This is a genomic window from Solwaraspora sp. WMMA2059 (assembly GCF_027497315.1).
Taxonomy (GTDB): domain Bacteria; phylum Actinomycetota; class Actinomycetes; order Mycobacteriales; family Micromonosporaceae; genus Micromonospora_E.
On the sequence record NZ_CP114908.1, the window covers coordinates 2,725,830 to 2,748,746 of the forward strand.

Consider the following 22,917-nt stretch of genomic DNA (forward strand, 5'->3'; position numbering starts at 1 on the left):
TGCAAGTAGTTCGCAACTACACATTGTGTGCATCTACCTCTGGTCACCTCGACGCGCCCGGCCCGATCGTCGACCAGACCGCCTCCACCTCGCCGCCGCGCACCGCTGTCACCTCGCCGAGACCGGCGAACACCATGCAGACATGATTCGGAACGACCTGCACCCGCTGCCCGATCGTGAGCGCACTCGGCTGACCCGGCCCGACCCACCGCAGCCAGCCGTGCTCCTCGGAAAGCCGGTCGATCCGCCATCCGGGCAACCCCACCAGCAGGCCGTGACCACCGTAGGCGTCGGCATGCGCCGACGCCGGCAGACCGTCCTGGCCGAACGTCTTCGACCCCGCGTCGATACAGGCACGGTGCGGCTCCGGATGACTGACCACGGTGGCGAGGACGCGGACCGCACAGGTCGCCACGGTGGCGTTGCCGAGCGCGATCTGCCCCAGGTCGTTGAAGGCGTAGATACCGGGCCGGATCTCGGTCACTCCGGGCTCGGCCACCACAATCCGCGCCGAAGCGGAAGCACCGAGCGACACCGTCGACAGGGTCAGCCCGGCCGACCGGATCGCCGCAGCGGTGTCCACCATGGCACCGGCCACCGCCCGCGAACGCCGGATCAGATCCGCCCGGTCGGTCGCCGCGTACACCGAGCCCTCGTACGTCATCACCCCGGTCAACCGGACGCCGGGCAGCTCGGCGATGTCCCAGGCGACCCGTACGGCTTCCGCCGGAGCCACCCCGCACCGGCCCAGGCCGCTGTCGACGATCAGTAGCACGTCCAACAGCCGCCCGGCCGCCGCGAACGCCTCCCCGAGCGTCCGGGCGCCGGTGACACTGTCCGCGCCGACGGTCAGTTCACAGCGCTGCGCCAACCGCACCGCGTGTTCGGCCTTGTCGCGGCCGACCAGCGGATATGCCACCGTCATACGGGCCACCCCGGCCGCCGCGAACGCTTCGGCCTCACCGAGCTTCGCCACACAGATCCCATCTGCCCCGTGATCCAGCTGCATCGATGCGATGCGGGGGATCCGGTGGGTCTTGGCGTGCGGCCGCAACCCCACCTGATGCAGCTGACACAGACCGGCCATCTCGTCGAGGTTGCGCTCCAGCACATCGAGGTCGAGCAGCAGGGTGGGAGTCTCCAGGCCGGCCGGTACGGCGAACCGGTCCGGCGTTGCGGTCTGCGGGTGGATGTCGGTGGTCACGGCGTCTCCGGCAGTCGTCGTCACGGGTACAGGCGTCTCCGTCGCCCATCCTGCCGTACCGCGATGGTCATGCGACGACCCCGCAACCTGGTGTCGCGCTCACCCACGTCGCAGCGCACCCGATCCACAGGTTGTCGCCGACTGCGCCACCGGCGAGCACGGTCGCGGTGTCGCCGAGCCACGGCACCGGCTACGCCGAAGCCTCACCGTCGTGCCGGTGCCACGGCGATGGCCTGGATCTCGATGAGCAGGTGCGGGTGGGGTAGTTGGTGGACGGCGACGGTGGTGCGGGTCGGTCCAGTGTGGTCGAAGTGCTCGGCCCAGACCTGGTTGTAGCCGCCGAAGTCGTTCATGTTGACCAGGTAGGTGGTGACCGAGACCAGATCGGTCAGGCCGGCACCGGCGGCGGTGAGCAGGTCGGCGATGTTGGCGATCACCGCGCGGGTCTGCTCGCGGATGTCGAGTTGGGTGGTGCCGTATTCGTCGACGCTGGCCCCGGCGATGGTGTTGTCGGGGCGGCGGCTGGAGGTGCCGGAGACGAAGATGAGGCCGGCGGCTGTTTTGACGTGCGGGAACTTGCCGCGTGGGGTGGCTTTGCCCGCGACCAGGTGCGCGGTCATCGCGTACCGCCGGTGGTGGTGAGGGGCGTACCGCCGGTGGTGGTGAAGGCGGCGGTGCCGAGCCCCTGGACGGTGGCCCGCACGTGCGCGCCGGGGGCGAGCGGCACCGCGGCGGTGGCCGCGCCGGCCAGGAAGATCCACCCGGCCCGCAGGTCCGGGCCGTGCCGGTCGGCCAGGGCGACGCCGGCGGCGAGGGCGCGGCGGGGGTCGCCGAGGATGGCCGCCGTCGACCCGGTCTGCACGGTGTGTCCGTCGATGTCGAGGAGTACGCTGAGGTTGTCGATGTTGTCGGGGACCGGCTGCCAGGGCCCGACGACGTACAGGGCGGCGGAGGTGTTGTCGGCGATCACGTCGGGCAGCGAGAAGGTGAAGTCGCGGTAGCGGGAGTCGATGACCTCCAGCGCGGGGGCGACGGCCCGCACCGCGTCGGTGAACGGCGTCCCGGGTGTCGGTGGCCTGTCGAGGAGGAAGGCGATCTCCGGTTCGACCCGGGGGTGGATCAGTCCGGAGATGTCGACGTTGCCGCCGTCGGGCACCTGCGTGGTGTCGGTGAGCTGGCCGAGGATCGGCTCATCGACGCCGACCTGGACCATCTTGGCCTGGCTGGTCAGGCCCATCTTGGCGCCGACGAGGCGTTCGCCCCGGCCGGTGCGGCGGGCGATCAGCGCCCGCTGCACCCGGTACGCGGCGTCGACGTCAATGCCGTGGGCGTCGGCGAGCTGCCCGATCGGGGTGCCGGTGACGGCCGCCTCGTCGAGCTGGGCGGCCAACCCGGCGAGGTCGACGTCTGCGCTGGTGGTCACTGCGCACCTCCGTGGGCGGTGTTGGCGGCGTCGGCGAGGTCGAGGGCGACGTCGGTGATCATGTCTTCCTGGCCGCCGACCATCCTGCGGCGGCCGAGTTCGATCAGGATGGACCGCACGTCCAGGTTGTAGCGGTCGGCGGCGCGTTCGGCGTGGCGCAGGAAGCTGGAGTAGACGCCGGCGTAGCCGAGCGACAGGGTTTCCCGGTCGACCCGGACCGGCCGGTCCTGCAGCGGCCGGACCAGGTCCTCGGCGGCGTCCATCAGCGCGAACGTGTCGCAGCCGTGTTTCCAGCCGTGCAGGTCCGCGACGGCGGTGAACACCTCCAGGGGGGCGTTGCCGGCCCCGGCGCCCATCCCGGCGAGGGAGGCGTCGACCCGGGTGGTGCCGTGCTGCACGGCGATCACACTGTTGGCCACGCCCAACGACAGGTTGTGGTGGGCGTGGATACCGATCTGCGTGCCCGGGTCCAGCACCTGCTGGTAGGCGTCGACCCGGGCGGCGACGTCGTCCATCAGCAGCCGGCCGCCGGAGTCGGTGACGTAGACGCAGTGCGCCCCGTACGACTCCATCAGCTTGGCCTGCCCGGCGAGCCCTTCGGGGGTGTTCATGTGCGACATCATCAGGAACCCGGCGACGTCCATACCCTGGTCGCGGGCCCAGCCGATGTGCTGGGCGGCGATGTCGGCCTCGGTGCAGTGGGTGGCGATCCGGACGCTGGTCACGCCCAGGTCACGGGCCGCTTTCAGGTCGTCGACGGTGCCGATCCCGGGCAGCAGCAGCGTGGTCAACGTCGCCCGGCTGATCGACTCGGCGGCAGCACGGATCCAGTCGGCGTCCGACGCCGCGCCGTGGCCGTAGGTGACGGACGAGCCGGCCAGGCCGTCGCCGTGGGCGACCTCGATCGCGTCGACGCCGGCCGCGTCCAACGCGGCGGCGATCTGCCGCACCTGGTCGACGCCGTACCGGTGCCCGATGGCGTGCATGCCGTCGCGCAACGTGACGTCCTGGACGTACAGCCGGGTCATGACCGTGCCTCCGCTCGGACAGCGACCAGACGTTCCGCTGTGCGCAAAGCGGCCGAGGTCATGATGTCGAGGTTGCCGGCGTACGCGGGCAGGTAGTGCCCGGCACCGGAGACCTCCAGGAACACCGACACCTGGATGCCGGTGAAATGGCTGCCCAGCGCCGGCACGTACGCGTCGACCGGATCGAACTGCACCCGCTGCTTGAGCCGGTAGCCGGGCACGTACTCGGCGACCGACGCCGCCATGGCCGCCACCGAGTCGGCGACCGCGCCGGCGTCGACCCCGGCCGGGATCAGGCAGTAGACGGTGTCACGCATCAGCAGTGGCGGATCCGCCGGGTTCAGCACGATGACCGCCTTGCCCGTGCCGGCACCGCCGACGACCTCCAGGGCGCGGGCGGTGGTCCGGGTGAACTCGTCGATGTTGGCCCGGGTCCCGGGACCGGCCGAGCGGGACGCGATCGACGCGACGATCTCCGCGTACGCCACCGGGGCCACCGCCGCGACGGCGGCGACGACCGGCACGGTCGCCTGCCCACCGCAGGTGACCATGTTGACGTTGCGCTCGGCCAAATGGGCGTCCAGATTGACCGGTGGCACCACGTACGGGCCGACCGCGGCCGGGGTCAGATCCACCACCGTCCGCCCGTACGCCTGCAGGATCTCGTTGTTGCGCCGGTGCGCGCCCGCCGACGTGGCGTCGAACACCAACCCGACGTCGGCGAACTCGGGCATCGCGACCAGGCCGTCGACCCCATCACTCGTGGTCGCCACGCCGAGGCGGCGGGCGCGGGCCAGCCCGTCGGATTCCGGGTCGATGCCGACCATCGCCACCATGTCCAGCGACTCCGACAACCGCAGCACCTTGATCATCAGATCAGTACCGATGTTGCCCGACCCGATCACCGCCACCCCGACACCCACTACCGTCCCTCCCCTGACTTGGCGCTGAATCTGGTCCGCACACTGCCGAGCCCGGCGATCCGCGCCTCGTACGCCGCCCCGGGGATGACCGGGACCATCGGGCCGAGCGCACCGGAGAGCACGACGTCGCCGGCCCGCAGCGGATCCCCGGCGGCGGCCAGGGTCGAGGCCAGCCAGGCGACGGCGTGCACCGGGTTGCCGAGGCAGGCGGCACCGGCGCCGACCGACACCGGTTCACCGGCGGACTCCAGCACCATGCCGCACCCCCGCAGGTCCACCGAGGCGGGCGGCACCGGCCGGTCGCCGAGCACGAACAGCCCCGACGAGGCGTTGTCCGCCACCGTGTCCACGATGGAAATGTCCCAGTCGGTGATCCGGGAGTCGACGATCTCGATCGCCGGTAGCAGGAAGTCGGTGGCCCGCAGCACGTCGACCACGGTCGCCGGCCCGTCCGGCAGATCCGCCGACAGCACGAACGCCACCTCCGCCTCCACCCTGGGCTGGATCAGCCCGGCCAGGTCGACCTCGTCGCCGTCGCAGACCGCCATGTCGGCGAAGAGCACCCCGAAGTCGGGCTGGTAGACGCCGAACGCGGCCTGCACCGCCGGCGACGTCAGGCCGATCTTCGCCCCGACCCGACGCCGCCCGGCCCTTGTCCAACCGGCCACCAACTCCCGCTGCACCGCGTACGCGGCCGCCACGTCACCGACCGGCAGCAGCCGGTCCCGCAACGGCGCACACGGCACCCCGGAGTCGTACGCCCCGGTCAGCGCCGCGACAGCCGCCTCGACATCAACATCCACAGTCACGCTCATGTCAGGTCCACGCAGACGTTGGTCAACTCGGAGTAGAAGTCCAGCGAGTGCACGCCACCCTCCCGGCCCACCCCGGAGGCCTTCACCCCACCGAACGGGGTCCGCAGGTCCCGCAGGAACCACGTGTTCACCCACACGATGCCCGCGTCCAACCGGGCACCGGCCCGGTGCGCCCGCCCCACATCCCGGGTCCACACCGTCGCGGCCAGCCCGTAGTCGGAGTCGTTGGCCAGCGCGAACGCCTCCTCCTCGGTGTCGAACGGGGCGATGTGACAGACCGGGCCGAACACCTCCTCCCGCACCAGCCGCGCAGACTGACCGAGCCCGGTCAACACTGTCGGCTGCACGTACGCGCCGCCGTCACGGGCGTCGCCGAAGGCCGGCACGCCACCACCGGCAAGGATCTGCCCGCCTTCGGCGCGGGCCAGATCGTAGAAGCCGAGCACCTTGTCCCGGTGGCCGCGCGAGATCAGCGGCATCGTCGCAATCGTCTCGTCGGCCGGCCAACCGTACCGGGCGTCACGGGCGGCAGCCGCCAGCCGGTCCACGAACTCGTCGAACACCGGCCGCTGCACATACAGCCGCTCCGTGCACAGACACACCTGACCGCCGTTGGTGAACGACGACCGCACCGAACCGGCCACCGCCGCGTCCAGGTCGGCGTCGGCGAACACCAGGCCGGCGTTCTTGCCGCCCAACTCGAACGACACCGCCTTCACCCCGTCAGCCGCCGCCCGCATGATCGCCGACCCCGTCGCCGACTCACCGGTGAACGTGATCGCATCCACCCCCGGATGGGTGGTCAGCCACTCCCCCGCCGCACCCGGCCCGAACCCGTGCACCAGGTTGAACACCCCGTCGGGCACGCCGACCGCCGCCATCACCTCCGCCAACAACGTCGCCGACGCCGGAGTCTCCTCCGACGGCTTCACCACCACAGCGTTGCCGCACGCCAACGCCGGAGCCACCTTCCACGTCAGCAGCAGCAGCGGCAGATTCCACGGCACGATCACCGCGACCACGCCGACAGGCTTACGGACCGCGTAGTTCAACGCCCGACCACCCGACGACGTGACCGTCGTGAACGACTCCGTCGACGCCGTCGCAGCGATCTCCGCGAACGCCCGGAAGTTCGCCGCCCCACGCGGAATGTCCAACGTCCGGGCCTGACCGACCGGCTTACCGGTATCCGCCACCTCAGCAGCCACCAGATCATCGAACCGGCGATCCAACTCGTCGGCCACCGCCCGCAACACCGCCGCCCGGTCCCGCTCAGCCATGCCGCCCCACGGCCCGCGCAACGCCGACCGCGCCGCCGCCACCGCCGCGTCGACCGTCGCAGAATCGGCCTCCGCCACCTCAAACACCGTCTCCCCGGACACCGGCGACACCTTCGCAAACCACTTCCCCGCATCGACGAACCGGCCGTCGACGAAACTACGCAACAGGCCGGGACCGTCGGCGGCGGGCCGACCGACGTACAGGTCGGGGTGCCACAGAGCGGGCGACGTCGGTGCGATGGCTGCCATGTTCAACCTTCCGTTGCCGGTACGGGGATGTGTCGGGGGTCAGTCCTTGGTGGCGACGCCGCTGCCCTGGTCAGCGACCAGGGCCACGACGGCAGCGTCGACTGTCGCTTCACCGGTCGCGGCGGCGGCCGCCTCGTCGGTGGCGACCAGGACGGTGCTGCCGGTGCCGGCGTTCATCAGGTCGACGGCGACCCGCTGCGGCCCGTCCGGATGCTCGCGAATCAACACCAGGCGGCGACCCTGAAGGGTCGCGACGATCCGGTCGGGCCAGACCTTGCCGAGCACTTCCGCGAGGATCATCAGCTGTCACCTTGCAGCGACGCCATGACAACCCGGATCCGGGTCGACTCGCCCTCCTCCAGCAGTGCCGAGGTGGCCGGATGCGGCTTGGGGTAGATCTGCGAGCTGCGCAGGTCACCGTGTTGACGGATGGCGGCCTCGCCGGCTGACACTGCCTGCCGTACGGCCGCCAGGGTGCCCTGCACAGCAGCGGCGAGATAGCCGCTAGTGACCCGTTCGACGGCGATACACCGTACGTCCGCGGTCTTGATCATGGCTTCGATCCCTGCGGAGAGGGCGACGATGCCCCGGGTCTCCACGATTCCGATCGCCTTCTCTGAGGACATGGCACTTCTCCTTCTGGCTGTGTCGCCGGCCGGGCCGGCTCAGTTGCCGACGAGTCCGGGGTCGATGGCCAGCGCGGTGACCGCGTCGCATGGGCTGGCGAAGACGATCGACCGGACCGGGCGACCGGTCTTGGCTCGGGCAGTCTCCTCGCCGATGTCGACGGCTTCCTCCACTGTGGCGAGGTCGCCGCGGACCGCCACGGCGACGATTCCGCCGCCGAGGCGTACGACTCCGGTTACTTCGACCTCGGTCGCCTTGACCATGGCGTCCACCGCGTCGAAGATCGGAATGAATCCCTCGGCTTCGACGAAGCCCGCAGCGGCGTTACGCATCGGGTTCCTCCTGTCGTTGGTGTTTCGGGTGCCCGCTGGTCGGGCTGTCGGTCATGCGGTGCGGGCCGGCGCCGTTCACGCGGGTGCCGGCAGATTCCAGGACAGGACGGCAGCGCCGGTGCCCCACAGTGCTCCGTAGCTGTGCAGTTGCCCCGGGGTTGCGGCGACTCCGGTGCCGGCGAGGAAGGCGAAAGCCCGGAACTGGCTGTCGGCCTGGGCCTGGCGGGCGTAGTCTTCGCGGACCGCGAGGACTTGGTCGGTGTCGCCGGCGGTCAGCATCTGCAAGATTCGTTCGTTCCACCGGTCGTGTGCCGGCTCGGCGATGCGGTCCTGGTCCGGCTCGATCCACTGCTGGATGAGCCCGGAGGACAGTCCGCTGACCACCACCACCGCCGCTCGGACACCGGCGTCACGGGCCGCCTCGGCGCCGGCCCGGCCGACCTGGGCGAGGGTGTCGGCGTCGGCGTACAGGTTGCACGACACCTGCGCCCAGCGCAGGGTGCGCTGCGGGTCGAGCAGCGTGGAGGTGACGATGGTCCCGGTATCGATCGGGAAGCCCTGGTAGCGGGTGCGGCGTGCCTGCATGCCGTCGGCGTCCACCCGGGCCGCCCAGCGTTCGGTGAACTCTACGTCGAAGCGCAGGTCGTAGCTGAGGTGGCCGTAGTCGTAGGCGTACCAGTTCTCGTCGGTGTGCGCCCCACGCGGGTTCGGGTCGCACTGGAACTGGTGGCCGAGCACGGTGAACCACTGGGTGGACAGCAGCAGGACGACGTCCGGCTCGATGGCGCGCAGCCGGTCGCCGACCGTACGGGCGGAGTCGGCCAGCGCCGCCCAACTGGTGGCGGGCTTGTCGGCGAGCAGATGCGGCATGCCGGGCAGCAGTACGCCGGCCTGGATTCCACGGTCAGTCATCGACGTTCTCCGGTGTCCACTCGACCACCGCGTTGCCGGTTCCGATGATCGTGCCGTAGCCGAGCACGTCGCCGGCGATGTCCGGCCAGCCGAGCGCGGACAGCAGCCAGGTGAGGCTGCCGGCCTTCGTCTCGGAGGCGGTGGCTTCGATGTGCTCGGGGATGAGTTCGCGTAACCGGCTGGTCGGCCCCTGGCGAATCGTTTCCAGCAGCTTCATGTCCCAGCGGTACTGGTGGTTGTTGTACGGGTGCTCGCGTTCCATGTCCTCGGGCAGCTGGGGTTCCTCGTGCCAGTGCAGGTGGGACAGGGAGTTGGAGGCGAGTAGCACGGCGCGTCGGCCGGTGTTCTCGATCGCCCGGCGGGTCGCTTCGCCGAGCACCTCCATCTGGCCGAGGGACGCGTCGGAGTAGAAGTACGGGTTGTTGTTGGCCGACAGCGACACCACCGGGATGTCCCAGTCGGGGTTGACCATGTGTAGTGCGCCGATGGTGGCGTAGTCGACCCGTACCCCGGGGTCGTGCAGCTTGCTGGTGACCAGGCCGAGGTCGGCGGCTTCGTCGGCGATGGCCTCGGCGAGTGGTACGTCGGTGTGGAAGTCGTAGTGGTAGCGGAACAGATGCGGGAAGATCGGCTCTACGGAGATGCCGCGCGGGTTGGGTACACAGTTGACGTGGTGGCCGACCATGGTGATCCAGTGCGGGGCATGCACGATCAGCACGTCGGGCCGGTGCACCTCGCGAATCCGGCGGCGGAGTCGATGGTACGCCCAGCGCAGCACTTCCCAACCGCCTTGTGACCGGGGTTCGTTCTGCGGCGGGTTCTCGCCGTAGATCAGGTGCGGCGGGTGCGGGCTGAGGTAACCGGCGACGATACCGGGTCGGCGGCCTGCCGGGGCGGGGCGGGCGGCGTCAGCGGAGTCCGGTCGCCGGGTGCGGGTCGTGGTGCCCCGGGTCGGTGCGGGTAGTCGGAACACCTTGCTCATCGCGGTCCTCCTAACGGGGCCGGGGCGTCGCGCAGGACCCGCAGCAGGCAGCGGTCACCGGGCTGGGCGCCGAGGATCCGCAGCCCGTCGTCGTCGAGCGCGGCCTGGTGCCGGGCGACGCCGGGGTCGTGGCGCACCCAGGCACGCAGCGGTGCGGGGTGGGCGCCGTGCAGTTCGATCAGCGTGTCGGCGGGCAGACCGTCGGCGGGGTTGGTGTAGACGAGGCGACGGCGGCCCCGCTGCCCGGTGTAGGCCGGCCCGGTACTGGTGGTGACCTGGTACCAGTGGCGAGCGGCGCGGGCCTGGTCGCGGGCGCCGCCGGTGGCCGCTTCGTCGAGGAGACCGGTGTCGTCGCAGACCACGCCGTAGCGGTCGAGGGCCTGGTCGGTGGTGAGGTAGCCGGCTGCGACGTCGGCGGCCACCAGGTCGGGGTCGCGGGTGAGCGGGTCGCCCCAGCCGCCGCCGCCGGCTGACTCCATCACCAGGACGTCGCCTTCGCGCATCCGGTGCCCGGCGACCTTGCCGGGGGTGTCGAAGTCGATCCGCCGGCCGGTGCGGCGCAGGTAGGTGGCGGTGGGGGCGCCGGGCGCGCCGGTGGAGAGTCCGTACGGCGCGACGGTGGTGCGGTCGGTCTGTACCGAGTAGGCACCGCTGGTGGCCAGCAGCCGGGTGGCCCGTCGGGCACCGAGGCCGCCGCGGTGCCGGCCGGCGCCGCCGGAGCCGGTACGCAGCTCACACGCTTCGACGAGGATCGGGATCTCGGTTTCCAGCCGTTCGACGGACTGGATGGTGGAGATGTCGCCGAGATCGACGGGGTTCATCGCGCTCGGGCCGTCGGACCCGAGGAATCCTCCGTTACCGCCGGCCGGGTAATCGTAGTAGAGGTACGGCTGGCCGGTGCGTTCGTCGATGCCGCCGATCAGGTTCTGGAAGGTCGTACCGAACTGGTCGGCGGCGATCAGGTCCGGAGCGACCTGGCTGAGGGCGGCCATCACCGCGGAGATGACCCGTTTGCGGACCTCGCTGTGCGCGTTGGCCGGTGCCGGGTAGGTGACGTGTACGACGGTTCCCGGGTCGGTGTGCACGGTCAGTGGCCGGAAGGCGCCGTGGTTGACCAGCCCGCCAGGGTCCAACGCGGACTTGACGGCGATGAAGACCCCGGCGGTGGTCATTGCGAGCGACGAGTTGACGACGGCGGCGACCTGCGGCGACGAGCCGCGGAAGTCGGCGACGAGTTGGTCACCGGTGATGGTCAACGCGCAGCGCACCAGGGCGGCGTCGTACTCGCCGTCGGTGTAGAGATCGAGGTAGTCCTCGTAGTGGTAGGTGCCGTCCGGCAGGTCGCGGATCTGGTCGCGTAGTCGCCGCTCGGTGCGGTCCATGTTGGCCTCGACGCAGCCGAGGATCAGGTCGCGGCCGTACCGGTCGACGAGTTCGCGTAGCCGGCGCTGCGCGGTGTGGCAGGCGGCGATGCTGGACTCCAGGTCTCCCTGACGTTCGTCGGCCATCCGGACGTTGGCGAAGAGGATCCGCGTCGCGGCGATGTTGGGCTGGCCCGCGTCGACCAGTCGGATCGGTGGAACCCGCAGCCCTTCCTGCAGGATCTCGGTGGCCTTCCCGGAGACGCTGCCGGGTGTCATGCCGCCGATGTCGGCCCAGTGCATGCGTACGCAGGGGAACAGGAACAGCTCTCCGTCGACGAACACCGGGCTGATCAGCGTGACGTCGTTGAGGTGGCTGCCGCCGCGGTACGGGTCGTTGACCAGGTAGATGTCACCGGGCCGGAACTCGTCACGGTAGTCGGCGAAGATCTCCTTCACCGATGCCGGCATCGCGATGACGTGGCCGGGCATGTCGCGGCCCTGGGCGACCATCTCGCCGTCCGCGTTGAACAACGCGCACGAGAAGTCCTGCGCGTCGGCGATCACCGGGGAGTGCGCCGTGCGGAAGATCGTCTGGCGCATCTCCCGCACGATCGAGATCAGCCCTTCGGTGACGATCTCGAGATCGATCGGGTTCAGGGGCATGCGGGCCTCGCAATGCTGACAGGGACGGGCACCTACCGGACGGACCACAACCGGATGGACCACCACCGATTGGACCATGATGTGAGCCTTGTGTTATATTATGAACCTACCAACTTCAGGGATGGGAAGGCAAGATGTCGTCTGTCACCGACCCCGGTCGCGAGTCCGGCACCCAGGCACTCGATCGCGCGCTGGCCGTGCTGCTCGCGTTCCGGCGCGACACCCCCGAACGCAAGGTCAGTGACGTCAGCCGGGAGCTCGGGCTGCACAAGTCGACCGCCAGCCGGTTGTTCCGGGCGCTCGCCGACGCCGGCTTCCTGCAGCGCAACGAGGAGACCGGCGCGTACCGGCTGGGGGTCACCGTGTTCGACCTCGGCGCCCGCTTCCTGGCCGGGCTCGACATGCACGCCATCGCCCGACCGCTGCTGCACCAGCTGGCCGAGGAGCAGGGCGAGTCGGTCAACCTCGCCATCCGCGACGGCCTGGACGCGATCTCGATCGACCTGGTGACCGGGTCGCACAGCCTGCAGCTGGTCTCCCGGCTGGGCCGGCGCATCCCGTTGTGGTGCAGCGCGGCCGGCAAGACGCTGTTGATCGACATGGACGACGACCAGGTCCGCGAGCTGCTCGCCGATGCGGCCTGGACCCGGCTGACCCGACGCACGATCACCGACATCGACGTCTTCCTGGCCGATCTCGCCGGGGTGCGGGAACGCGGCTGGGCGCTCAACGATGAGGAGAGTGAGGACGGCCTGCGGGTCGTCGGCGCACCGGTGCGGGACCGGCTCGGCGCGGTGACCGCGTCGATCAGCGTCTCCGGCCCGATCTTCCGGCTGGACAGCCCGCAACAGGTCGCCACGCTCGCCACCGCCGCGGTCCGCACCGCCGACGAGCTGTCCCGCCAGCTGGGCCACGGCGTCGGACAGATCTGGGGCAGCTGACCGGCGACCGGCTCAGAAGTGCTGCTGCACGACATCCGGATCTACCTTCACGTGCAGCAGCACCGGCCCGGTCAGCGGCAGCAGCGCGTCGAACGCCGCCGAAACGGAGGCCTCGTCATGCGCCCGGTACGCGGTGACACCGAGCGCGCCGGCCACCGCGGCCAGGTCCCGGTACGGGAAGCGGGCGATGCCCGGGTCAGCACCGGCCGGTCGCAGCTTGCGCACCTCCGCCCCGTACGCGCCGTCGTCCAGCACGATCACCAGCACCGGAGCGCCGACCCGGGCCAGGGTGTCCAGCTCACCCAACGCGGTCAGCAGACTGCCGTCGCCCTCGAACGCCACCACCGGGCGGTCCGGGCGGCCGAGCGCGGCACCGATCGCGTACGCCACACCGACGCCGATACTGCCGAACTCCCACGGCGCGACCAGCGAGCGGTCCACGGCCGGCGAGTCCAGGTAGAGGTTGGGCCAGCCGCCGAAGTGGCCGACGCCGACTACCGTCGTGCGGGGCAGCGGCAACCGACGGGCGCAGATCGCCATCAGCCGGCGGGGGTCGATGTGCCGGGCACCGGTGGGCTCCGGGCCGAGTCCGGCGAACGGGTCGGCGTCGCGGATCGCCCGGGCCAGCTGCGGCGTACGCCAGCCGTCCGGCTCCGACCCGGGCCGCGCCGACTCCAGTGCCCCGGTCAACGCCCGGGCGGCCAGCGCCGCGTCGCCGACCAGCCCACCGTGCACCGGCCAGCGGGCACCGATCGCCGCCGGATCCCGGTCGACGCTGTACACCTGCGCGGCGCCGAACAGCTGTCCGTGATCGGCCGTCCACCGGTTAAGGCAGGCACCGAACGTCACGACGAGATCCGCCTCGCGCAGCACGTCCCGGGTCAGCGGGCGTGCCAGCCCACCGGCAACGCCGAGGGCGTAAGGATGGCCCGCGAACAGGCCGGCGGCCATCAGGCTGGTGACCAGCACGGCTCCGGCGCGGTCGGCCAACGCGGTCAGCTCAGGTCCGGCGTGCACCGCGCCTCGGCCGGCGAGGATCACCGGGTGCCGGGCCCGACGCAGTCGGTCCGCCAACCCGGCGACCGCCATCGGGTCGGGTGCCAGCGGTAGTGGTCCGGCCGGCGCGACAGCGGCCCCGAGCGGTACGGCCGGCCGGTCCCCGGCCGGTTCATCCTGCAGGTCCAACCCAATGTCGAGCACCACCGGCCCCGGTCGCCCGACGGCCTCGCGGACCCCGGCTGCGACGTCGCGCGACACCGTCGACACGCCGGTCATCGGCACGAAGGCACCGGCGGTGGCCAGGGCGAAGGGCTGCTGAGGAAAGTTCTGCACGTGCAGCGGGTCACTCGCCGGGGTGTCCCCGGCGAGCAGCAGCAGCGGTGTGCCCGCCTGCCGGGCGATGGTCAACGCCGGGCCGGCAGCGGCCAGACCCGGACCCTGGGTGACCGTGGCCACCGCGCACCGGCCGGTGACCCGCGCCCACCCGTCGGCCATCATCACCGCAGCGTTCTCGTTGCGGGCCGCCACGAACCGGACCCCGTGCCGGGCGACCAGATCGGCCACCAGGAACATGTTCGCATCGCCGAGCAGGCCGAACACGGTGTCCACCCGGTGATCGACCAACGCGTCCGCGATCGCCTGGTAGACCTTCACCGGTCCACCGCCGGATGCCGGTCCGCCGCTGGGCGGCGGTACGGGCCGGCAGGCCGCAGCGCGACGCTCAGCGCACCCAGATAGGAGTCGGTGGCCACCGCGTCGAAGCGCGGGCCGGCCAGCCGGGCGGTCCGCTTGGTCATCGACCGGCCCAGCGCCGGCACCGCCAGCAGCCGGTGGGCCAGTTCGGTGCCGGCATCGGCCACCCGGTCGGGCGGCACCAACTCGGTCACCAGTTCCAGCTGGTGCAGCCGGGCCGCGTCGATCCGCTCGCCGAGCAGCAGCCAGCGTTTGGCCCGGTCGGCACCGACCAGGTCGGCGAGGATCGCCATGCCGCCCCAGGTCAAGGGGATGCCGAAGCCCACCTCGGGGAACGTGAAGAAGCAGGTGTCGGCGGCGAGGCGCAGGTCGCTGGCCAGCCCGAGGATCGCACCGGAGCCGATCGCCGGACCGTTGAACGCGGTCACGGTGGTCTGCTCCAGGCGGTACCAGCGCTCGACCAGCTCGGCGGTGCGCCGCTGCACGCCCATGGTGGTGGCGGCGTCAAGAGTCGCCAGTTCGGTCAGGTCGGTGCCGGCGCAGAACGCGGTGCCGGCACCGGTCAGCAGCACTACCTCGACAGTGTCGTCGCGGCCGAGCTCGTGCAGCACCTGCTCGAACTGCCCGAGCATGGCCAGGTCGAAGCTGTTGCGCCGACCGGTACGGTCCAGTGTCACCACCGCAAGCCGCTCCGCACGGTGCAGGTGTACCGACGTCACGTCGCCTCCGATTGCAGTAGGGCGCGGTCGACCAGGGCCGCCGCGTGTCCGACGTAGCTGAGTGGATCGAGCAGCCGGGTCAGCTCCGCGTCCAACAGGGCCGCCCTGACCTGCGGGTCGGCGCGCAGCAGCTCGGCGAACGGCCGACCGTGGTCGAGGCTGTCCCGCACGATTCGCATCACCAGGTGGTGCGCCTGTTCCCGGCCCAGCGGACCGGCCAGGCGCAGCATCAGCGCCTCCGACAGCACCAGGCCGCCGGTGGCGGACAGGTTGACGCGCATCCGGGCGGCGTCGACCCGGAGCCCAGCGAAGACCTCGTTGAGGCGCTGCAGCGCACCGCCGACGAGGATGAAACACTCCGGCACCAGCTTCCACAGCGCCATCCCGACGCCCATGTCCCGGTCGTCCTGGGACACCATCGTCTGCATCGCCAGCGGCACCTGTGCACGGACCGTGCCGGCCGCGGCGATGACCGCTTCGCAGCGGATCGGGTTGCGCTTGTGCGGCATCGTGCTGCTGCCGACCTGGGTATCGCGCTGCGGCTCGTGTGCCTCGCCGATCTCGGTACGGCCGAGGAAGTACACCTCGCGGGCCAGCTTCTCGGCCGTGGAGGCGATCAGCCCGAGCAGGGTGAGGCACTCCACCACCCGGTCCGGGGTGGCGTGCCAGGGGGTCGGGGCAACGCCCAGCCCAAGCCGGTCGGCGACGGCGCGTTCGATGTCGAAGGCCCGTGGCCCGTAGCCGGCCATGGTGCCGGCTGCCCCGCCCATGCTGACCACCAGCAGTCGGGGCCGGAGCTGGGCCAGCCGCTCCCGGTGGCGCTGCAGTTCGCTCTGCCAGACCGCGCAGCGCAATCCGAACGTGGTCGGCAGGGCCTGCTGCCCGTGGGTGCGGGCGGCCATCGCCGTGTCCCGGTGCCGCAGGGCGAGCCGGCGCAGTACGCGGACCAGTTCGTCGATCTGCCGGCTGACGATGTCCAGTCCGGCTCGGGCGCGCAGCACGAACCCGGTGTCCATGACGTCCTGGGTGGTGGCGCCGAGATGGACGTAGCGGCCGCCGTCGCCGGCCGCCCTGGTCAGGGCCCGTACCAGTGGCACCAGCGGATGCACGGTGTCGGCGGCGTCGGCGGCCACCGCGGCCAGGTCCAGCGACTCGACCCGGGCGGCGGCGGCGATCTGCGCCGCCGCACCGGCCGGGATGACGCCCGTGTCGGCCTGGGCGCCAGCGAGTGCCGCTTCCACGTCGAGCCACGCCTGCATCAGCTGCCGGTCGTTGAACACCCCACGCATCTCGGCGTTGCCGAAGAAGCTGGTCACCGTCAACGAGTCGAGGAAGCAGGAACTGATTGGATTCACCGTGCCGCTCCGTCGATCATCGCGGTGACCGCCCGCCGGTCCACCTTGCCCGACGGCAGCAGCGGCAGTTCGGTCACGAGGTGCCAGTCGGTCGGCACCTTGTGCCGGGACAGGCTGCCGGCGGCAGCCGCGGCGAGTTCGGCGCGGCGCGGGGTCGCCCCGGGGGCGGCGACCACCACCGCGACCACCTCCTCGCCCCAGCGTGGGGACGCGACCCCGACGACGCACGCCTGCGCGACGCCCTCGCAGGTCAGCAGGACCGCCTCGACCTCGGCCGGGCTGACGTTCTCCCCGCCCCGGATGATCAGGTCCTTCACCCGGCCGGTCAGGGTCAGGGTGCCGTCGGCGGCGAGCCGGGCCAGGTCGCCGGTGCGCAGCCAGCCCTGCGGGTCGTACGCCGTCCGGTTCGCCGCCGGATCGTCGAGATAGCCGGGGCTCACCGACTCGCCACGGACCTGCAGTTCACCCTCTGCTCCGGCGGGCAGCGGCCGGGGCGACCCGTCGGCGTCCACCGCGACGATCCGGGCCTGCAACCCGGGGAGTACCCGTCCGACGGTGGAGCCGTCCGGCGGGCAACTGCCGTCGTCGGGGTCGACGCTGATGGTCGGACCGGCCTCGGTCTGCCCGTAGACGACCGCCAACCGCCGCAGCCGCAGCGTGTCGCGTACCCGCGTGCGCAGGGCCGGTGGGCAGTTGGCACCGCCGAGGAAGCCCAGGCGCAGCGCGGCCAGGTCCCACCGCCCCGGCTGTTCGTCGAGTCGTTCGGCGAGCATGGTCGCCATCGTCGGCACCAGTTGCACGACCGTGCACCGGTGCCGGTGCACGACGTCGAGCACGTCGTCGGGACGAAACCGCGGCACCGGGAACAGCTGCGCCCCGGTGACCGCCGCCAGCACCACGCCGCTGCTGAGGCCGGCCGCGTGGGCGAACGGTAGCGGACAGCAGATCCGATCGGCGGAGCCGATCCCGGCGGCCTGGGCCGTCCAGGTCGCGTTGCGGACCAGATTCCGCCCGGTCAGGACGACCATCTTCGGGGTGCCTGTCGATCCCGAGGTGAACTGGACGTTCAGCGGGGAGTCGGGGTCGCTGACCGGATCCGGCGGGGGTCCGGCCCAACCGGGCAGGCCGGCGAGGGCGTCGCCGGCCTGGTCCGCCGGCAGAAAGGTGACCGGCCCGGTCGCTGCGCGCCGGGCGCACGACGTCACGTCGCGGTCCCGGATTTCTCGCGCGGCGAACAGCCGGACCGGCCGGGTCCGACGCAATGCGGCGGCTAGCTCCGATTCCGTCGCGGCGGGGTGCAGGGTGACCAGGGCCGCTCCGCGCCACGCCGCGGCGGCGAGCAGCACCAGCCAGGCGATGCTGTTCTCGGCCCAGACGGCGATCCGGTCGCCGCGGCCGACACCGGCTGCGGCGAGCACGCCGGCGGTCCGGCCGGCGAGCGCCGCGTACTCGCCGGCGGTGACGACGGGCCGGCCGGCGACGGCGAACAGCGGCCGGTCCGGCTGGTGCCGGGCCTGACGCAGCAGTACGGCGTCGTACGCCGGCGGATCGACGAGGGCCATCAGGCGCGCTCCAGCAGCAGGTTCCCGTGCGGATCCACCCGCCCCCACCAGCCGGCGCCGACCACTGTGGTACTTCCGCTTTCCCGGACGACCGCCGGCCCGCTGATCCGTACGCCGGCGGTCAGCTCGCCCCGCTGCCAGACGGCGGCGTCGGTCCAGCCGTCCGGCCCCCACACTGGCACGGTGGTGGGCTCGGGTGCCGGGCCGTCAGGTGGGGCGGCGAAGGTGACGGCGGGCTGTGGCCCGAACGCGGTGAGCCGGCAGTTCACGATCTCGGCCGGGTGCTCCGAACGAAGGTAGGCGTACCGCTCCTGGTAGGCGGCGTGGAAGGCGCGGATCAGATCGGCGGGTTCGTCGGGCAGCTCGTCCATCGGCACGGCCAGGTCGAAGCTCTGGCCACGGAAACGCATCCCCAGCGACAGCCGGAAGGTGACCTGGTCGGCCTCCACCGCGTCCTCGGCCTTGAGCTGGTCGCGGGCGGCCGCCTTCAGCTCATCGACCAGCGCGCGGGCACTCGCCAGGCCGGCGGAGTCGGCGGGGACCAGCGCGGTACGGACGTAGTCGTGACGGGCCCGGGCGGCGACGAAGCCGAGCGCCGAGAAGTTCCCCGGTACCGGTGGGACCAGTACCCGCGGGATACCCAGCTCGTCGGCGAGTGCGGTGGCGTGCATCGGTCCGGCGCCGCCGAACGGCATCAGCACGAACTCCCGCGGGTCGTGGCCGCGGGCCACCGAGATCTCCTTGATCGCGCTGGTCATCTTGACCGTGGCCAGGCGAAGGATGCCGTACGCGAGTTCGGTCTCGGTCAGGCCGTCGCCGAGTTCGGCGGCCAGCCGCCCGAGTGCGGCACGAGCCTCGTCGAGCCGCGGGGTGACCTCGCCGCCCAGCCGCCCGTGCGGGTCGAGATGGCCGACCACCAGGTGGGCGTCGGTGGTCGTCGGTTCCGCGCCGCCCCGGCCGTAGCAGGCCGGACCGGGATCGGAGCCGGCGCTGCGCGGGCCGACGCGCAGCTCGCCACCCCGGTCACGCCAGGCGATCGAGCCACCACCGGCACCGATCGTGTTGATCTCGATCTGGAAGGTCCGGTTCGGGTGCCCGGCGATGGTGCCGTGGTTGGTCATCAGCGGCACGCCGCCCTTGATCAGGCAGACGTCCGTACTCGTACCGCCGATGTCGCAGGTGATGACGTTGTCGAAGCCGGCCAGCCCGGCGACGTACGCGCTGGCCGCCACGCCGCCGGCCGGACCGGACAGCGCGAGGTTGATCGGCAGCCGGCCGGCCTGGTCGGTGGAGACCACGCCGCCGCTGCTGGTCATGATCGCCAACGGGTGGCGGTAGCCGCTGCCCGCGAGGGTCGAGCCGAGGCCCGACAGGTACTCGCTGACCGGGCCTCGGACGCTGGCGTTGAGCACAGTGGTGGCGAACCGCTCGTACTCGCCGTGTTCCGGGACCACCTCGGCGGAGATGCTGCACGACAGGTGCGGGTGCCGACGGCTGATCCGGTCGGCGGCGGCCCGCTCGTGCCCCGGGTTGCGGTACGAGTGCAGGAAGCAGATCGCCACCGCGGTGGCCCCACCGGCGGCCAGCCGGTCGGTCACCTCGTCGAGTCCGGCCAGGTCCAGCGGGACGGCGACGTCGCCGGCGGCGGTCACCCGTTCCCGGACGGTGTGCCGCATCCGACGTGGGGTGAGCGCCGGGCGGGCGGTCTCCTTGACGCTGTACAGGCGGGGACGGTGGCCCAAACCCATTTCCAGTACGTCCCGGAAGCCTTCGGTGGTGAGTACCGCGACCGGTTCGCCGTCACCTTCCAGCAGGGCGTTGGTGACCCTGGTGGTGCCGTGTACGAACCGCTCGACGTCCGACAGTCGGACGTCGAGCTTGGTCAGGCCGTCGAGGATCGCCGCCGCCGGGTCCGCCGGGGTGGACAGTGTCTTGGCCTCGGCGAGCCGGCCGGTGGCCGGTTCGTACACGATGACATCGGTGAACGTTCCGCCGATGTCGACGCCGATGCACAGCATGAGGGAACCTTTCGGTCAGATGGGGTCACGTCACCGGTACGGGGTGCTGATTGCGTCGACCAGTGCCGGGAGCCCGAACCGGTCAGAAGGTGACGCCGTAGCGGCGCAGGCTGGCGCGGGCGACTGTGCGCAGCACCCAGTCGAACAGGTAGCCGAGCAGGCCGAGAGCGATGATGCCGACGAACACCCATTCGGTCTTGGCGTAGTTGCGGGCGGTCCAGATCAGCGAACCGAGGCCGCTCTGCGCCGCGACGATCTCCGCGGAGACGATGGTGAGGAACGAGTTGCCCATCGCCAGCCGGGCGCCGGTGACGGCGTACGGCACCGTGGCCGGCAGGATCACCGAGGCCAGGGTGCGGACCGGCCCGGCGCCCAGCGCCCGCGCCGCCCGCAGTTTCAACTCGTCGACGGCGAGCACCCCCGCCAGGGTGTTCAGCGCAACGATGAAGACCGTGGTGTAGAAGATCAACGCGATCTTCGAGGCCTCACCCGGACCGAGCCAGATGATCGCCAGGGTGACGAAGGCGATCGGCGGCACGAACCGGAAGAACTGGATGTACGGGTCGAGCATCAGCCGCAGTAGCCGGCTGCGGCCCATCAGCAACCCGACCGGCACCCCGATCAGTACGCCCAGCCCCCAGCCGCTGAGGATGCGCTGGCTGGACGCCCAGACGGAGTCCCACAGCGTCCCGTTGGTCGCCAGCTCCACCGCCCCCTGCCAGGTCAACCGGGGTGAGGGCAGGAAGAACGCGGTGTAGTTGCGGCTGACCAGGTCCCAGATGAGCAGGCCGAGCAGCACCGACAGCACCGACAGCACGACACGGGTGTGTCGACGCCGGCCAGCGAAGCGGCGTGGGCGAAACCCGGCCGCCCGGGCGGCCGGTGGACGTTGCACGTCGACGGCCATCAGCCGCCACCTCCGTTCAGACCGTGCCCGTCGTCCAGACCCTGGGCGCGCAGGGTCTGGGCGACCTCGGTGCCGATGTCCTCGCGCAGTTCGCGGAACAGCCCGGCGGCGGCCGGATCGGTCAGTTCCCGCGGCCGTGGCAGGTCCACCGGGTACACCTGCTTGATCCGGGCCGCCGGGCCAGCGGTCATGGTGACGATCCGGTCGGCGAGCAGGATCGCTTCGCCGATGTCGTGGGTGACGAACAGGATGGTGGGCCGGGACTGGCGCCAGATGCGGTCGAGTTCGGCCTGCATGACCAGCCGGGTCTGGGCGTCCAGCGCGCCGAACGGCTCGTCCATCAACACCACCGACGGCTCGTTGGCCAGCACCCGGGCGAGCTGGGCCCGCTGACGCATGCCGCCGGAGAGTTGGCTGGGGAATCGGTCGCCGCTGTGGCTGAGGCCGACCATGGTCAGGTAGCGGTCGACGATCCCGGCCCGCTGGCCACGCGGCACACCCCGCATCCGGGGGCCGAACGCGACGTTCTGGCGTACGGTCAGCCACGGGAACAAGGCCTCTGCGCTTTGGAACACCACGCCCCGGCTGACGTCCGGGCCGGTGACCGGCTCGCCCGCGCACAGCACCTGCCCGGCGGCCGGCCGGACGAACCCGGCGATTGCATTCAACAGGGTCGATTTGCCGCAGCCGCTGGGGCCGAGCAGGCAGACGAACTCCCCACCGGCGATGTCGAGCGTCGCCCCGGCGACCGCCTCGAAGTCGTCGAAGCGGATGTCGACGTCGCGGACCTGCACCGGGGAGCCCGCCGGACGGGGGCCGGAATCCGGTCCCCGTCCGGCGGAGGTGGCGGTCCGCCCGGTCACGCCACGCCCCGGATCATCACCTCGGCCGGGTCGGCCGGGTCGGACACGATGCCGCTGTCCTGCTGGAACTGGGCGATCTCGGCGTAGCGCTGCAGGTCCTCGTCGGTGAAGTCACGGACCTGGCACTGCACGCCGTCGAGCAGGTCGACAGCCTCAGCCGCGGGCACCTCGATGGCGTTCTCGGTCGCGGTACCGGCGACCTGCGGATCTGCGGTGATCTGCTCACATGCCTCGCCGATGGTGTCCACCAGAGTGGCGGCGGCCTCCTGGTTGGCCTCGTACCAGGCTCCGTCCACCCCGATGATCAGGTTGTAGACGTAGCCGACGTCACCGCTGGTGAGCAGGATCTTGCCGCCGCCATCGACACCGCGCGAGGGCCACGGCTCCCACATGATGAAGCCGTCGATGTCACCGCGCTGCAGCAGTGCCGGCATCTCCGCCGGCGAGGAGGTGACGAATTCGACGGCGTCCCGGCTGATGTCGTAGCTGTCGAGAATCTTGTTCGTGGCGTACTCGTTGACCGTTCCGGTCACCACGCCGTAGCGGGAGATGTCCGCGACCTCGCCGATCTCGTCGCGGACCACGAGCTTGATGAAGTCCGGCGACTGGGAGAAGACCGCGATGCCCTTCACGTCTCCCCGGGTGGCCCGGTTGAGCAGGCTCGATTCGGTACTCGCGGTGACCTGACCCTCGCGGGCGAGGATCGCGTCGAGGCCACCGGTGCCTTCCTGGTACTGCGTCACGGTGACGTCGAGCCCGGCCTCGGCGAACAGGTCCTGCTGATCGGCCAGGTAGATCGGCGAGTACGCGGGATCGACGCCGACCCCGAAGTCGATGGTCGTCGTCTCGGCCGGTGTGCCAGGTTCACCGCCCGGGTCCTGGTTCTCCGCACAGGCCGCGGCGACGGCAGTGATCAGCAGCGCGGCGCCGACCACCCGCAAGGTACGCAATCTCATGGCTGTCCCCAGTTCATTGCGACTCATAATGTGGTTCTAGGTTCTTATTCTGAGACGCTACTGGGCACCACGAGAGGGAGTCAAGGGTGCGGCCAAGCCAGC

22 protein-coding genes are annotated in these 22,917 nt (G+C 71.3%); 1 reads left to right on the plus strand and 21 read right to left on the minus strand.

Translation table 11 applies throughout. The annotated features are described in order from the left end of the window. Window positions 1-43: 43 nt before the first annotated feature. From O7553_RS12635 to O7553_RS12695, 13 genes are all read right to left on the minus strand, one after another. Window positions 44-1,204, minus strand: a complete 1,161-nt coding sequence (locus O7553_RS12635; RefSeq protein ID WP_281554983.1) for an alanine racemase — start codon at window positions 1,202-1,204, stop codon at window positions 44-46. Between the two features lie 203 nt (window positions 1,205-1,407). Further along, complete coding sequence (locus O7553_RS12640; protein WP_281554984.1) at window positions 1,408-1,824, minus strand: RidA family protein; 417 nt, start codon at window positions 1,822-1,824, stop codon at window positions 1,408-1,410. Beyond that, window positions 1,821-2,627, minus strand: coding sequence for a fumarylacetoacetate hydrolase family protein (locus O7553_RS12645; protein ID WP_281554985.1), 807 nt, complete (start codon window positions 2,625-2,627; stop codon window positions 1,821-1,823). Before O7553_RS12645 ends, O7553_RS12640 begins: the two co-directional genes overlap by 4 nt. Next, window positions 2,624-3,655: a 4-hydroxy-2-oxovalerate aldolase gene (gene dmpG, locus O7553_RS12650; protein ID WP_281554986.1), complete on the minus strand. Its 1,032-nt coding sequence runs from the start codon at window positions 3,653-3,655 to the stop codon at window positions 2,624-2,626. Before dmpG ends, O7553_RS12645 begins: the two co-directional genes overlap by 4 nt. After that, a complete protein-coding gene (locus tag O7553_RS12655) occupies window positions 3,652-4,578 on the minus strand; it encodes an acetaldehyde dehydrogenase (acetylating) (RefSeq protein WP_281554987.1) in 927 nt (308 codons plus the stop codon). The genes dmpG and O7553_RS12655 overlap by 4 nt, the downstream gene beginning before the upstream one ends. After that, window positions 4,578-5,393: a fumarylacetoacetate hydrolase family protein gene (locus O7553_RS12660; RefSeq protein ID WP_281554988.1), complete on the minus strand. Its 816-nt coding sequence runs from the start codon at window positions 5,391-5,393 to the stop codon at window positions 4,578-4,580. Before O7553_RS12660 ends, O7553_RS12655 begins: the two co-directional genes overlap by 1 nt. Next, a complete protein-coding gene (locus O7553_RS12665) occupies window positions 5,390-6,922 on the minus strand; it encodes a 2-hydroxymuconic semialdehyde dehydrogenase (protein WP_281554989.1) in 1,533 nt (510 codons plus the stop codon). Before O7553_RS12665 ends, O7553_RS12660 begins: the two co-directional genes overlap by 4 nt. Window positions 6,923-6,961: 39 nt before the next feature. Continuing rightward, entirely contained in the window at window positions 6,962-7,222 is a 261-nt protein-coding gene (locus O7553_RS12670; RefSeq protein ID WP_281554990.1) for a EutN/CcmL family microcompartment protein, read from the minus strand. Next, a complete protein-coding gene (locus O7553_RS12675) occupies window positions 7,222-7,548 on the minus strand; it encodes a BMC domain-containing protein (RefSeq protein WP_281554991.1) in 327 nt (108 codons plus the stop codon). Before O7553_RS12675 ends, O7553_RS12670 begins: the two co-directional genes overlap by 1 nt. A 39-nt stretch (window positions 7,549-7,587) precedes the next feature. Continuing rightward, on the minus strand, window positions 7,588-7,881 hold the full coding sequence (locus O7553_RS12680; RefSeq protein ID WP_278169253.1) for a BMC domain-containing protein: 294 nt from the start codon (window positions 7,879-7,881) through the stop codon (window positions 7,588-7,590). 75 nt (window positions 7,882-7,956) lie between these two features. Then, window positions 7,957-8,793, minus strand: a complete 837-nt coding sequence (locus tag O7553_RS12685; RefSeq protein WP_281554992.1) for a 2-amino-5-chlorophenol 1,6-dioxygenase subunit alpha — start codon at window positions 8,791-8,793, stop codon at window positions 7,957-7,959. After that, window positions 8,786-9,775 (minus strand): tRNA U-34 5-methylaminomethyl-2-thiouridine biosynthesis protein, encoded by a 990-nt coding sequence (locus tag O7553_RS12690; protein WP_281554993.1) that lies wholly within the window; start codon window positions 9,773-9,775, stop codon window positions 8,786-8,788. The genes O7553_RS12685 and O7553_RS12690 overlap by 8 nt, the downstream gene beginning before the upstream one ends. Then, window positions 9,772-11,802 (minus strand): hydantoinase B/oxoprolinase family protein, encoded by a 2,031-nt coding sequence (locus O7553_RS12695; protein WP_281554994.1) that lies wholly within the window; start codon window positions 11,800-11,802, stop codon window positions 9,772-9,774. Before O7553_RS12695 ends, O7553_RS12690 begins: the two co-directional genes overlap by 4 nt. A 134-nt stretch (window positions 11,803-11,936) precedes the next feature. Here O7553_RS12695 and O7553_RS12700 point away from each other — a divergent pair, with 134 nt between their 5' ends. Beyond that, a complete protein-coding gene (locus O7553_RS12700) occupies window positions 11,937-12,743 on the plus strand; it encodes an IclR family transcriptional regulator (protein ID WP_281554995.1) in 807 nt (268 codons plus the stop codon). A gap of 12 nt (window positions 12,744-12,755) precedes the next feature. On the opposite strand, the gene O7553_RS12705 is transcribed toward O7553_RS12700, so the two are convergent. From O7553_RS12705 to O7553_RS12740, 8 genes are all read right to left on the minus strand, one after another. Continuing rightward, entirely contained in the window at window positions 12,756-14,396 is a 1,641-nt protein-coding gene (locus tag O7553_RS12705; protein WP_281554996.1) for a thiamine pyrophosphate-binding protein, read from the minus strand. After that, the gene (locus tag O7553_RS12710) at window positions 14,393-15,154 is read right to left on the minus strand and encodes an enoyl-CoA hydratase/isomerase family protein (RefSeq protein ID WP_281554997.1); all 762 of its coding nucleotides are present in this window, start codon (window positions 15,152-15,154) and stop codon (window positions 14,393-14,395) included. Before O7553_RS12710 ends, O7553_RS12705 begins: the two co-directional genes overlap by 4 nt. After that, the gene (purB, locus tag O7553_RS12715) at window positions 15,151-16,509 is read right to left on the minus strand and encodes an adenylosuccinate lyase (protein WP_281554998.1); all 1,359 of its coding nucleotides are present in this window, start codon (window positions 16,507-16,509) and stop codon (window positions 15,151-15,153) included. Before purB ends, O7553_RS12710 begins: the two co-directional genes overlap by 4 nt. Further along, the gene (locus tag O7553_RS12720; protein WP_281554999.1) at window positions 16,506-18,071 is read right to left on the minus strand and encodes a class I adenylate-forming enzyme family protein; all 1,566 of its coding nucleotides are present in this window, start codon (window positions 18,069-18,071) and stop codon (window positions 16,506-16,508) included. The genes purB and O7553_RS12720 overlap by 4 nt, the downstream gene beginning before the upstream one ends. Next, entirely contained in the window at window positions 18,071-20,089 is a 2,019-nt protein-coding gene (locus tag O7553_RS12725) for a hydantoinase/oxoprolinase family protein (protein WP_281555000.1), read from the minus strand. The genes O7553_RS12720 and O7553_RS12725 overlap by 1 nt, the downstream gene beginning before the upstream one ends. Window positions 20,090-20,171: 82 nt before the next feature. Continuing rightward, window positions 20,172-20,996 carry an ABC transporter permease gene (locus O7553_RS12730; RefSeq protein WP_281555001.1) on the minus strand — a complete coding sequence of 275 codons (825 nt, stop codon included), beginning with the start codon at window positions 20,994-20,996 and terminating at the stop codon, window positions 20,172-20,174. After that, window positions 20,996-21,859: an ABC transporter ATP-binding protein gene (locus O7553_RS12735; RefSeq protein ID WP_281555002.1), complete on the minus strand. Its 864-nt coding sequence runs from the start codon at window positions 21,857-21,859 to the stop codon at window positions 20,996-20,998. Before O7553_RS12735 ends, O7553_RS12730 begins: the two co-directional genes overlap by 1 nt. Further along, entirely contained in the window at window positions 21,856-22,815 is a 960-nt protein-coding gene (locus tag O7553_RS12740; protein ID WP_281555003.1) for an ABC transporter substrate-binding protein, read from the minus strand. Before O7553_RS12740 ends, O7553_RS12735 begins: the two co-directional genes overlap by 4 nt. Between the last annotated feature and the right edge of the window lie 102 nt (window positions 22,816-22,917).